The sequence below is a fragment of the Oceanirhabdus sp. W0125-5 genome (genome assembly GCF_027938815.1).
Lineage (GTDB): Bacteria > Bacillota > Clostridia > Clostridiales > Clostridiaceae > Oceanirhabdus.
In genome coordinates, this window is record NZ_CP115913.1 from 4,004,549 (window position 1) to 4,017,983 (window position 13,435).

9 protein-coding genes are annotated in these 13,435 nt (G+C 30.8%); 1 reads left to right on the plus strand and 8 read right to left on the minus strand.

The features are described from left to right. Positions 1-399: 399 nt before the first annotated feature. From OW730_RS18760 to OW730_RS18770, 3 genes are all read right to left on the minus strand, one after another. A complete protein-coding gene (locus OW730_RS18760) occupies positions 400-2,031 on the minus strand; it encodes a M4 family metallopeptidase (RefSeq protein ID WP_271225585.1) in 1,632 nt (543 codons plus the stop codon). Between the two features lie 332 nt (positions 2,032-2,363). Further along, positions 2,364-4,187 carry a DUF885 domain-containing protein gene (locus tag OW730_RS18765; protein ID WP_271225586.1) on the minus strand — a complete coding sequence of 608 codons (1,824 nt, stop codon included), beginning with the start codon at positions 4,185-4,187 and terminating at the stop codon, positions 2,364-2,366. A 279-nt stretch (positions 4,188-4,466) separates the two neighbouring features. Further along, positions 4,467-6,311 carry a DUF885 domain-containing protein gene (locus OW730_RS18770; protein ID WP_271225587.1) on the minus strand — a complete coding sequence of 615 codons (1,845 nt, stop codon included), beginning with the start codon at positions 6,309-6,311 and terminating at the stop codon, positions 4,467-4,469. Positions 6,312-6,507: 196 nt separating this feature from the next. Between OW730_RS18770 and OW730_RS18775 the strand changes: the two genes are divergently transcribed. Then, a complete protein-coding gene (locus OW730_RS18775; RefSeq protein ID WP_271225588.1) occupies positions 6,508-7,293 on the plus strand; it encodes a hypothetical protein in 786 nt (261 codons plus the stop codon). A 194-nt stretch (positions 7,294-7,487) separates the two neighbouring features. Here the strand turns inward: OW730_RS18775 and purD are convergent, their stop codons facing one another. The 5 genes from purD to purF form a co-directional block, all read right to left on the minus strand. After that, on the minus strand, positions 7,488-8,741 hold the full coding sequence (gene purD, locus OW730_RS18780) for a phosphoribosylamine--glycine ligase (protein WP_271225589.1): 1,254 nt from the start codon (positions 8,739-8,741) through the stop codon (positions 7,488-7,490). A 132-nt stretch (positions 8,742-8,873) separates the two neighbouring features. After that, positions 8,874-10,373: a bifunctional phosphoribosylaminoimidazolecarboxamide formyltransferase/IMP cyclohydrolase gene (gene purH, locus OW730_RS18785; protein ID WP_271225590.1), complete on the minus strand. Its 1,500-nt coding sequence runs from the start codon at positions 10,371-10,373 to the stop codon at positions 8,874-8,876. 25 nt (positions 10,374-10,398) lie between these two features. Next, complete coding sequence (gene purN, locus OW730_RS18790; protein ID WP_271225591.1) at positions 10,399-10,983, minus strand: phosphoribosylglycinamide formyltransferase; 585 nt, start codon at positions 10,981-10,983, stop codon at positions 10,399-10,401. Continuing rightward, positions 10,971-11,978, minus strand: coding sequence for a phosphoribosylformylglycinamidine cyclo-ligase (purM, locus tag OW730_RS18795; protein ID WP_271225592.1), 1,008 nt, complete (start codon positions 11,976-11,978; stop codon positions 10,971-10,973). The genes purN and purM overlap by 13 nt, the downstream gene beginning before the upstream one ends. A gap of 34 nt (positions 11,979-12,012) precedes the next feature. Next, positions 12,013-13,392, minus strand: a complete 1,380-nt coding sequence (gene purF / locus OW730_RS18800; protein ID WP_271225593.1) for an amidophosphoribosyltransferase — start codon at positions 13,390-13,392, stop codon at positions 12,013-12,015. Positions 13,393-13,435 lie beyond the last annotated feature (43 nt).

Below are 13,435 nucleotides of genomic sequence, written 5' to 3' on the forward strand. Positions count from 1 at the left end.
ATAAAATGCACCTTTTAGAGTATATCCTTTTTTGCAAACACTCATTCGCACCTTTTCTATAATTATGACCATTCCTTATCTTTATATTCATTAATTCAAGAAATACTTTTAAATTTTTCACCTTTTAATCTGATTATAACTTGTACTCTAACCAATAAAGTTATTTCAACATTTTCTTAAAAAAGAGAGATATGTTACTGAAATTTAAGTTGTATATATATCACTTGAGAGTTAAATTAACTTAACAAATAAAAATATCAATGAAATAAAAAAGATGACCCTTGTAGTATACAAAGATCATCTTTTAACTTCATAGTATTCTTTTAATATTGATAATGTAGCTTAAATTACAGAGTATCAATTCTGCACGAGTCTTTTTTACCTTAATTATAACTCATATTAATTAACTCCAACCGAATCAAATGCATCATTTACAGCTTGAACCTCTGCACTGTTAGCTCCATATAATTCAACAGCTGATTGCACGAGAGCTGCTCTAGCTTGACTAAATGTGCTTGAAGCTGTGAAGTGTTGTGTTAATGCACGATAGAATATTTCAGTCATCTTATCTATGCCTATACCACTAACAGTAACGCCGTAATGTCTTCCACCTTCACTGATCAAATATGCAGCCTTATTAATAATTCCACTGTTCCAATGAACTCCACCATTATCTGCAGTTCCTACATATCTATCATCATAATGATCAGGATCTCCATATTTTGTAGGATCAGCCATTGATCTCATTGCATCATTAGGATCTGCTGGAGTATAAATATCTTCTCCAATAAGCCAATCAGGATTATTGTTAAAAGCAAATTCTACTGCTGTTCCGAAAATATCTGACATTGCTTCATTTAATGCTCCAGATTCATTATAATAAATCAAATCTGCAGTATGCTCTGTAACCGCATGAGTTATTTCATGTGCTATTACATCTAGTGAACCTGATAATTCAGTAAATGTAACACCGTCTCCATCTCCAAATACTATCTGCTGTCCATTCCAGAATGCATTATTATAACTTCTACTATAATGAACTGTTGCCTTAATTAAACTACCTTTATTATCAAAGCTGTTTCTACTAAATCTATTTAAATAATAATCATAAGTTAAACCTGCATAATGATGAGCATCAACAGCAGCACGATCATTAGAATCATTTAAAACATTATCACTATCTGCCCATAAACTTCCTGGAAGTCTAGTTCTGTTATTAGCATTATACGTTTCAATTCCATCTCCACGAGTTCTATCAACTAGATAATAAATAGAATTAGATAATAAAGTATTAATTTCTTTCGTATCTCCCAATACTCCAGTACCTGTTCCAACTGTGTCTTCGCCTGATGTAGGCTTTTTAGTAGGTTTTCCGTATTTAAGATTATTATATTTATTTATTAATTCTCCAGTTACTGCATCAATAAAGTAATTCCAGTTACCTGGCTCTGGATATAAGAAGTTTAGATTTACTAAGTATGCATATCTAGCTTCATTTTCATGATAATATACTACTAAATCTGCTTCAGGTTTAACTTCATATTCCGGTTCAAAAGTTAAATCTTCTTGAGCTTTTTTAATTGCTTCATTCTTATTTATTTTTTTATCAAGTTTCAATTTATCATGCTTATCAAGATTAGGAATAACCGCTCCTGATATACTTGTAAGCACTCCATTTTTATCAATATGCGCTGCTTGAGTTGAGCCGAAAACAGGTATTCCTTTATATACTTGCTGCAGCTTTATATTAGTATACCCTAATTTATCTATCTTTTTAGATGTTATCTTAAAAGCTTCTTTAGCATTCCCTTTTCCAAATTTAAACTTATCCTTACTGTTATCTAAATACTTATATAAAACTTCTTCAGCACTTTCATTTGACGCATTTGTTAATTGACCAGATATAAATTCTGGGGTACCATGTTTTTTGTTCCAATTAATTTTTCCATTTTCTGATTTCGCCAATGCTGTTGATAGAGGTGAAAAAGCAAACACTAAAACTAATAAGATTGTTAGGAACTTATTTTTCAAAAAAACACTCCTTATAAATTTTTGAATTTTACTTATATTGTAATTTTATGAAGTGCTTTTTTGATTTATGAATACATACATTAAAAAAAGCAATTTACAAAATGAACAAAATTATTCTTTAAATCCTCCCTATAAACCTATTAATTCAAGAATTTATTTAACTTTTTTTCTTTTTGATATTAATATTTGATTTTACTCTAATTCACCAAACATAATAATATCTATTTACATATAATGTAAATAACAAGTTATAATTATATTAAGTATGATAAGTTATTTTTTAAGTTTTAAAAAAATCACGCTTCCAAAATTTCAGAAACGTGATTTTTATTCTATTTACTACTTTTTTCTTTTATTCTATTATCAATATGCATCGACAATATTTCTAAAGGTATTGCCCCATTCTCTAGAATCCATCCATTAAACTCTACAATATCAAATTTTTCACCAAGTTCCTTTTTTGCTTTTTCACGCAATTTTACAATATGTAATTCCCCAATTTTATAAGAACATGCTTGAGCAGGTATAGCTGTATATCTTACAACTTCACGTCTTGAATAGCCTTCATTTTGAAAACCTTCATTTACCATATACTTTATCGCTTTATCTATATTCCAATCAAAATAATTAAGTCCTGTATCAACAACTAACCTTGTAGCTCTAAATAACTCTGACTTTAAATACCCAAGATGATGCTTTGGATCTTTTGAAAATTGCATTTCATCAGCTAATTTCTCAGCATACAATGCCCATCCTTCCATAAAAGCATTGTTTGACCACATATTTATTAGACTACTATTTGAATTTCGAATGGCATTCTCACGTTCTAAATGATGTCCTGGTATAGTTTCATGATATGCTAAAGTATTAATATCATAATCAACTTGTTGATAACCAAAATCAAGATAAAAGGTTCCAGCTCTTTTTAAATCATATGATGGTGAAGAATAGTAATCGCCACCGCCAGATGGTGTAATATTAGGTATAGATTCTGGTATGAATTCTTTTGGAACAATCTTATGCAAATTATCTATTGCATTTTTCATAACTTTTTCATACTGTGCCACGGATTCTTGTCCACTATATTTTTTATCATCCCAAGTCAACTTATCATATGCACTTTTTAAATCACTTGTATCATATCCTATGGCTTCAAAGCTTCTTTTAATATCTGCTCTTATACGTTTTACTTCACTTTCCCCTAATTGCATAATTTCTTCAGGCGTTAGGTTTGTTGTTGTCTGTTGTTTTATACGAAATTGATAGTATTCTTTCCCATTAGGCAAGTCACTAGCTCCAACTACATCTGAACGCGATTCTATAAGTGCCCCTAGTTTTTCAGCCACTTCAGTAAGTGCGGGAATATATTCTTCATCTATTATTACTTGTAATTGAGTTAATAGCTCATCCTTGTTTTCAATTTCTAAGGATTTAATTTTGTTTTCATAATATTTATATACATCATTTTTCCTTCCATTTCTACCTAGATAGCATGTTTTAATTGTATCTATTGATGAGTACATAATATACTTATTGAATAAAATCCCCTTTTCATTTCCTTCTTCAAAGCTTTTAAGCAAATTAAGTAGCATGTCATCAGCCAGTTTGAATCGATTTATATAATTTACTGCACTTGCTTCATCCTCAATTATTGCTTTGTTTGAAAACACTCCATGGATAAATGAAACCGCTCCATTTATTCCCCAGAATGGATGTAAGTGTTGTTGATATTCCATCCCTTCTAACTTTTCATTAAGATACCACTGTACCGTTAAAAAATTAATGTCATTTTTATCTACATCTTTAAATGAGTTTAATTTATTAAGTCCTTCAAGGTAAAGTTGTTTTTCTCTCTCAACCTCCTCATTACTTCCAGTATTCATTCTATCTTTAATATCATTAAGTCCTAATTCATCTAAATTAGTAAATACTACATCCCATGTTGGATATATAGTCATAATATCTTTAAACATTAGTTCTTTAAAGTCCTGAAAATTCTTTGCTTTTGATATATAAAACTCGTAGTTTAAATCTCCATCTAGTTTTTTTAAAGATTGATCTCCCTTTAATTCATTTTTCTGTGAATCATTCCCCTTTGTTGAACACCCTGATAATAACATTACTAAAATCAAAAATATTACAAATACTTTTTTCATACAATCCCCCTAACACTCTTTTTTATTAATTATTACATTTTTTTATATATAATACCATATTTTGTAATCTTATGCAATTTAATCATTGTAATCTTGCAAAAATGTAATATTCTCATAAAAAGCGAAAATAAAAAACACGCTTCCTAATTTGAGAAACGTGTTTTTTCTTCATTAATATTGCTCATTTTCCAAAGACGAATTCTCTTCAGTCGTCATAATTCAAGTGGTGACAGGCACCTTTTCTTATTATTCGTCATAATGCGAGTGGTGACAGTCCCCTTATTTTTTTTCTTTTATTCTATTATCAATATGGATTGACAATACATCTAGAGGTATTGAACCATTTTCAAGAATCCATCCATTAAATTCTACAAGGTCAAATTTTTCACCAAGTTCCTTTTTTGCTTTTTCACGTAATTTTAAAATACTTAATTCACCAAGTTTGTATGAGCAAGCTTGAGCAGGAATAGCTGTATATCTTATAATCTCACTTCTTGCAAAGGATGGATGCTGCAAACCTTCATATACCATATAATTCCCAGCTTTATTCAAATCCCAACCAAAATAATTAAGTCCTGTATCAACAACTAATCTTGTAGCTCTAAATAACTCCGACTTTAAATAACCAAGATGATGTTTAGGATTATTTGAAAATTGCATTTCATCCGCTAATTTCTCTGCATACAATGCCCATCCTTCAACGTAGGCTCCGTAATGTCCCATTTTTAAGAACTCACTTATATTTGGATTTCGAATTGTCTTTTCACGTTCTAAATGATGTCCAGGTATAGTTTCATGAAATGCTAAAGTATTAATAGCATAATCAACATGATTATAACCAAGATCAATATAAAAAGTTCCTGCTCTACTTAAATCAAATGATGGTGATGAATAGTAATTCCCACCACCAGATGGTTTAATATCAGGTAAAGATTCTGGTATAAATTCTTTTGGAACAATCTTATTCAAATTATCCATTGCATTTTTCATAACCTTTTGATACTGAGCTACTGCTAATTGTCCATTGTATATTTTGTCATTCATAGCCAATTTATTATATGCACTTATTAAATCACTACTATCATATCCTAAAGCTTCAAAACTTTTTTTAATTTCATCTCTTATACGTTTCACTTCACTTTCTCCTAATTTCATAATTTCTTCAGGAGTTAAGTTTGTTGTTGTCTGTTGTTTTATACGAAATTGATAATACTCTTTTCCATCAGGCAAATCTGCAGCTCCTATTACATCTGATCTTGGACTTTTAAAATCAATTAATTTATTTGACACTTCCGTAAGTGCTGGAATATATTCTTCATCTATTATTGTTATTAATTGAGCTAAAAGTTCATCTTTATTTTCTATATTTAATGGTTTAATTTTCTCCTCAAAGTATTTGTAAACATCATTACGTCGTCCATTTCTTAATTCATAGCAATTTGTAATTGTACCTTTTGCTGTGTACATAACATAATTATTGAAATAAATCCCCTTTTTATTTCCCTCCTCAAAACTTTTTAATGTATTAAGTATTAAGTCATCTGCTAATTTAAATCTGTTTATAAAATTCACTGCACTTACTTCATCCTCTATTATTGAGTCATTTGAAAAAAACCTATGAGTAGATGAAATAATACCATTTATACCCCAGAAAGGATTTAAGTGCTTCTTAAATTCCAATCCCTCTAACTGCAGATTAAGATACCACTTTACAGTTAAAAAATTTATATCACTCTTGTCTATATCTTTAAATGAGTTTAATTTTTCAAGAGCTTCAATATAAAGTTGTTTTTCTTTATTAATTTCCTCTTCACTTCCAGTATTTAATCTACCTTTTATATCATCAAGTCCTAAATCATCTAATTCAGTAAATATACAATCCCATGATGGATAAATAGAAATTATATCTTTAAACATTAGGTCCTGAAATTCCTGAAAGTTCTTTGCTTTTGACATATAGAAATCATAATTTGACTTTTCTTCATTTAATATTGTGGATTTTTCCTCTGTTAATATTGAAGACTTCTCTCCATTAAGTTCATTTTTCTTTGAATCTTTTTCTGTTGTTGAACATCCTGATATAAAAATAATCATAATTATTAAAAACACTAAAATTTTTTTCATACAATCACCCCTATATTGTTTCCATGATATTACATTTATATGAACAATATACCACATTATTCTATTACCAGTTATTTGCATACACAATATTTCTATATAAATTCAAAAACCAATTTCTCTAAAGCATAGCCAATTAACAATTAACTAATAATATTAATATAACTAATATAAGCAGGTGATTAATATATCTCAAAAAATGATAATTCCTAAAATTGCACTTATATGTTTCATACTCTTTTGTTCTTTCAATTATGATTGTATGGCACTTCATAGTAGTGAAAACGCTAGAGATGATTTAAAAAATTCTTGTTCTAATTTGATAAAACCTAAAAAAGACATATTTGATGTAGATGAAAGTCAACTTGTAGTAAAACTACCAAGTTCAAATATCAAACTTTATTATGTGAAAAAAGAAGATGGTATGTATAAAGATTTTGTGTTACAAATAAATGACTCAAAACGTGTTTTTCGATGGAAAAATGAAACCAATCCTACTTTTGCTCCTCAGCTCATACTTTCCGATTTAGACAAAGACGGAAAAGAAGAACTAGTAATTCTATTAACCAAAGGACATGGTACTGGATTTTATTTTGGAGATGTTCATGTAATTGAGCAAGAACCATTAATTGAAATCTTAGTTGAAAATCCTTTTATAATTCTATATAAGAATGTACAATTCGAAGAACATCCAGAACATTTTGAAATGATTTTAAATAATAAAAAATATCTCTATAGGAAAAATGACGTTCTTTATCCTGGTCAAGAAGGAGGTATAGGATGGTATAATGACGCTGTAAAATTTAAAGTAGAAGATAACACTCTGTATGCACGAGTTCCTGTATATGCACCTTTCACCAAATTTCTAGGACACTTAATAATAAAATATAAGTATGAAGATGAAATATTGCAAATGGAAAGTATCGAATATATTGACACTGGGATATTTAAAATGAAGAGTATTGATATTTCAAATGATAACTAATTTATTTCATAAAAAAAACTGATTATAGCCTAAATCTATAATCAGTTTTTTCATTTATTTACTAAAAGAAAAATTTGTATTCTCAAAAACAATGTTCCATTAAACTGAAAGAGTAACCCGATTATTGTCTCTTACAAATAAAAATCAAATTTCTCCAAGAGAAATATCCATCATTCTCCATTATCAATTATACATTATATTTTACCAATGTCTTTTCTAAAGAACATTCCATCAAACTGAACATTCTCAATGCTCTCATATGCTTTATCATATGCTTCATTGCTATCATTTCCTATAGCTGTTACACAAGCAACTCTTCCTCCGCTTGTTCTCAGCTTACTATCCTCTACTTCTGCTCCTGCAAAGAATACTTTGCTTTCTTCTTGAAGATTATCATTGTATTGAATATCTATACCTTTTTTATACTTAAGTGGATATCCTCCTGAGGCAAGAACAACTGCGCAACAGTGTTTATCTTTCCATGATATATCTTCTACTTCTAGTGAGTTATCCATACACTTCTTAAGAATACTTGCAAAGTCACTTTCCATTAAAGACATAATTGCTTGTGTTTCAGGATCTCCCATTCTTACATTATACTCAAGAAGATACGATACTCCATTCTTAATCATTATTCCAAAGAAAATAAATCCCTTAAATGTAAGCTTATCGTTTTTTAGTCCTGTAAGAGTTGGTTCCATTATATTATTAATGAAATCGTTCATAACCTCTTCATTAACATGAAGATTAGGTGATACAACTCCCATTCCTCCTGTGTTTGGACCTTCATCACCTTCATGAGCTCTTTTATGGTCTTTACATGAGATAAATGGTATTATCTTCTCCCCATCAAAAAGTGTTACTATTGAAGCTTCAACTCCCTCTAAAAACTCTTCAACAACTACACTTTTACCTGCCTCATTAAATCTCTCATTAAGCATAAACTCCTTAAGAGTCTCTATTGCTTCATCTTTATCTCCTGCAATGACTACCCCTTTTCCAGCTGCTAATCCATCAGCTTTAATAACAATAGGATATTCCATAGTATCAATAAACTCTACAGCTTTATTATAATCATCAAAGCTCTCATACTTGGCTGTTTTTATTCCATGCTTCTTCATGAAATCCTTTGCAAAGATCTTACTTCCCTCAAGCACAGCAGCTTCTTTATGAGGTCCAATAATAGATAAACCTTCATTTGTAAATGCATCAACTACACCATCAACTAGAGGCGCTTCTGGACCAACCACTGTTAAATCAATTTTCTCTCTTTTACATAAATCTATTAAATCATCAAATGAGTTATATTTAAAGTTCTCACATTTATTTTCTAAAGCAGTTCCTCCATTTCCTGGAGCTACAAAAACCTTGTCACAGCTTTCACTCTGTGCAATTTTCCAAGCGATAGCATGTTCTCTTCCACCTGAACCAATAACTAAAAACTTCATATTAACACCTTCCCACATTTAAAGTTTCTTTGCATTAAATCTTATTACATTTAAAGAACTCATAAGCACTAAAAATTTATAAAGAATAAAGAACAGAGAAGTTTATTCTCTGTCATTTATTCTCTGTATTATTTAGTGTTTGAAGTGTCTTAATCCTGTAAACACCATTGAAATCCCCAATTCATCACACTTCTCTATTGAAAGCTTATCCTTAATTGACCCACCTGGTTGTATAATGCCTTTAATTCCATATTCTCCAGCTTTCTCAACTACATCACTGAAAGGGAAGAATGCATCTGAAGCTAAAATAGTACCATCCCCTGCTCTATCTAAAGCTTCACAAGCTGCCCATATTCTATTTACCTGACCTGCGCCTACACCTTTTGCCATTTTATCTTTTACTACTACTATAGCATTTGACTTAACATATTTACAAATCTTCATACCGAAAATCATATCTTCAAGTTCTTTTTCAGAAGGCTTATTATCTGTTACATATTTTATCTCTTCAATTAATTTTTCATCTCTTGTTTGTCTAAGGATTGCACCATCAACTGAAACATACTCATACTTGTCATCTGGCTTATAGTTACATTTTAACACTCTTAGATTTTTCTTTTTACTGAATTCTGCTAATGCTTCTTCATCAAAGTCTGGTGCAATAACAATCTCAACAAATATTTTATTTATCTCTTCTGCAGTAGCCTTATCAACCTTTCTATTGAAAGCAATAATTCCTCCGAAGATTGAGATTGGGTCACAGTTATATGCTTTCATATATGCATCATATGAGTTTTCACCAATAGCCGCTCCACATGGTGTGTTGTGCTTTAATGAACAGCATGCTGGCTCTTCAAATTCCCATACTACTTTCCATGCTATGTCAAGATCCTTAATATTATTATATGATAACTTCTTACCACCTAAAATCTCAATATTATTCATTACCCCTTTACCATCATTTCTTAAGTAAAGAGCTGCATCTTGATGAGAGTTCTCACCATATCTTAAGTTTTCTTCTTTTTTATATGAAACTGATAAGTATTCTTCTTCACCATCTTCATTCATATACTCACTAATAGCTGCATCATATGAACTAGTAACATTAAACACTTTTCTCGCCATTTCTTTTTTAAACTCATAAGAAATTTCATTCTTATCTTCAAACTCATTAATAACCTTTTCATAATCTTCAGGATCTACAACAACAAGAACATCCTTAAAGTTCTTTGCAGCAGATCTTAACATAGTTGGCCCACCAATATCTATAAGTTCTACCATCTCTTCAAATGTTTTATCCTCTTTTAAACCAGCAAAGAATGGATAAAGATTAACTATAACTATATCTATTGGAGCTATCTCTCTTTCTTCAAGAGTATTCATATCTTCAACTTTAGCTCTATTAGCAAGAATTCCTCCATGTATAACAGGGTGAAGTGATTTTACTCTACCACCTAACATTTCTCCACTTCCAGTTACCTCACTAACCTCAGTAACATTTACTCCACACTCTTTAAGCTTTCTATATGTTCCACCAGTAGATAAAATTTCATATCCTCTATTTTCAAGATATTCAGCTATTTTCTCAACATTACTTTTATCAAAAACACTAATTAATGCTCTTCTCTTCATGATCAACGCCTCCATAAAATATATGTTATTCCTGATTATCCTCAATCAATTGCTTAATAACCTTAACAATTAATTTATGCTCTTCACGATTAACTTTAGCTCTAAGAGATTCTATTGTGTCATCTTTTTCCACCTTAACCTCTGCCTGCTGGATAATTGGTCCTGTATCAGTTCCCTCATCTACAAAATGCATTGTGCAGCCACTTTTTTCAACTCCACTTTCTAGAACTGCTTTATGGACTCTATCTCCATACATTCCTTTTCCACAGAAATTTGGAATTAAAGATGGATGTAGGTTTATTATTTTATTATTGAACTTCTTAATAATATCCCCTCTTAATATTGTGAGAAATCCTGCTAGTACAACCAAATCTACTTTTCCATGAATTGTTTCGATTACATTGTTACTAATTTCCTCACGAGAATATTCTTTTCTATCAAAAACAACAGTTTTTATATTCTCTCTCTCAGCCCTTAAAAGACCTCCAGCATTTTTGTTATCGCTTATAACATATTCAATTGAACATTCAAGCTCGTTATTTTTAATACTATCAATTATGGCTTGTAGATTAGTTCCTCCACCTGATATAAGGACAGCTATCTTAAACATAACCCTTCACCTCTCTGAACATATCCAATCTCATATGCCTTTTCACCTAATTCAATTAAAGTCTTAATTACAGCATCTTTATCATTCTTATTAACACACAGTACAAATCCAATTCCCATATTGAAGGTATGATACATTTCATCCTCTTCAACACCTAAATCCATAAGATGTTTAAATATATTTGGAAGTGGATAACTTTCTTTGTTTACTACTGCCATAAAGTCACCTTTGAACATTCTAGGAATATTCTCATAAAATCCACCGCCAGTGATGTGTGCCATTCCTTTAATTTCAAACTGCTGCATTAACTTTAAAATTGAATTTACATATATTCTTGTAGGCGTCAATAATTCTTCACCTATACTCTTACCATTAAACTCTTCACTATAATCCTTAATTAATTTTCTAACTAAAGAAAATCCATTACTGTGTACACCTGATGATGATAATCCGATAAGAACATCATCTTCACAAATATCTGAACCATCAATTACATTTTCTTTATCTACTACTCCAACCACAAATCCTGCCATATCGTATTTTCCTTCATCGTAGAAACCAGGCATTTCAGCTGTTTCTCCACCAATCAGCGCACATGTAGAACTTTTACATCCATCAGCTACTCCTTTTACAATTTGTTCTGCAACAGATGCATCAAGTTTTCCACATGCAACATAATCTAAAAAGAAAAGTGGTTTTGCTCCGTGACATAGAATGTCATTAACACACATAGCCACACAGTCAATTCCAACTGTATCGTACTTTTCTAGTTTAAATGCTATATCCAATTTTGTCCCTACACCGTCTGTTCCTGAAACCAATATAGGTTCTTTAAGTCCTTCTGGCAACTTAAACATCGCTCCAAAGCTTCCTATGTTGTTCATTACACCAGGGATAAACGTATCTTTAACCATTCCCTTTATTTTATCAACAGCTTTATATCCTTCTTCAATGTTTACACCAGCATCTTTATATGAAATCTTATTATTCTCCATAATTATTCTCCATTCTATATAGTTTCAATTTTTATTATATCTTAGAAGGGTTGACTGGATAAACACCTTCAAAACATCCTAAACAGAATTCCTTCTTACCATTTAATGACCAAAGAAGTCCTTCGATACTAAGATAACCTGTTGAATCTGCTCCAATGAATTCGCTTATTTCTTGCTCATCACAACTAGATGCAATTAGATCCTTTCTATAAGGAGTATCTATCCCAAAATAACACGGGTATTTTACCATAGGTGATGAAATTCTCAAATGAACCTCTTTAGCACCTGCTTTTTTTAATATTTCAATTAGTTTCTTAGATGTTGTACCTCTTACAATAGAATCATCAATAAGAACAACTCTCTTACCTTCTACATTACTCTTAAGAACATTTAACTTAACAGATACAGCCCTTTCTCTAGTCTCTTGATCAGGAGTTATAAAAGTTCTTCCTACATATCTGTTTTTAACTAATCCTAAAGCATATGGAATACCTGATGCTTCAGAAAATCCTAAAGCTGCTGGTATACCTGAATCTGGAACACCAACCACAACATCAGCCTCTACTGGCTTTTCTTCAAATAATCTTTTCCCTGCTCTTACTCTTGACTCATAAATATTTATGTCATCCATTATTGAATCTGGTCTAGCAAAGTAAATATACTCAAAAGCACATATTGATTTGCTTACCTTTTCTTGAATCTCAATGGATTTAATTTCATTCTTATCTATAATAACAATTTCCCCTGGTTCAATATCCCTTAAAAATTCTCCTCCAACTGCATCTATAGCACAGCTCTCAGAAGTAATAATATAACTTTCTTTGTATTTACCTAAACATAATGGTCTTATACCATTTGGATCTCTTACCCCAATAAGAAACTCATCTGTTAAAAATACCATCCCATATGAACCTTTGATTGCTTGCATAGTATCTACAACGCTTTTTAAAATTCCCTTTTTCGCTTTTCTAGCAATAAGTTTAAGTATAACCTCTGAATCTGTAGATGTTTGAAACATATGTCCTGAATCTTCTAATAATTCTCTCAATATATCAGCATTAACAAGATTCCCATTGTGTGCTGTAGCGATATCTCCCAACTTAAATTGACCTATTAGTGGTTGAGCATTTTCCACATTGCTCCCACCTGCTGTAGAATATCTAACATGCCCTATGGAGGCATGCCCTTGAAGTCCTTCTAATATTTCTTCATTAAATACATCTGCTACTAATCCCATACCTTTATGAGACTTCATCTTTTCCCCATCGACCGTGGCAATTCCAGCACTTTCCTGGCCTCTATGCTGAAGAGCATAGAGACCATAATATGTCATCTTACCTGTATTTATTTGTTCATTCCCCATATTAAATATTCCAAAAACACCACATTCATCTTGAAATTTATCTTTGTCCATAATTTCCTCCAAGTAAATTTATGCTATACCCTTAATATAACCT

Excerpts from the sequence above, each read along its gene's own strand:
- purM (WP_271225592.1), bottom strand. The coding sequence starts at position 11,978 with ATGGAGAATAATAAGATTTCATATAAAGATGCTGGTGTAAACATTGAA.
- purH (WP_271225590.1), bottom strand. The coding sequence starts at position 10,373 with ATGAAGAGAAGAGCATTAATTAGTGTTTTTGATAAAAGTAATGTTGAG.
- purN (WP_271225591.1), bottom strand. The coding sequence starts at position 10,983 with ATGTTTAAGATAGCTGTCCTTATATCAGGTGGAGGAACTAATCTACAA.
- purD (WP_271225589.1), bottom strand. The coding sequence starts at position 8,741 with ATGAAGTTTTTAGTTATTGGTTCAGGTGGAAGAGAACATGCTATCGCT.
- OW730_RS18770 (WP_271225587.1), bottom strand. The coding sequence starts at position 6,311 with ATGAAAAAAATTTTAGTGTTTTTAATAATTATGATTATTTTTATATCA.
- purF (WP_271225593.1), bottom strand. The coding sequence starts at position 13,392 with ATGGACAAAGATAAATTTCAAGATGAATGTGGTGTTTTTGGAATATTT.
- OW730_RS18775 (WP_271225588.1), top strand. The coding sequence starts at position 6,508 with ATGATAATTCCTAAAATTGCACTTATATGTTTCATACTCTTTTGTTCT.
- OW730_RS18765 (WP_271225586.1), bottom strand. The coding sequence starts at position 4,187 with ATGAAAAAAGTATTTGTAATATTTTTGATTTTAGTAATGTTATTATCA.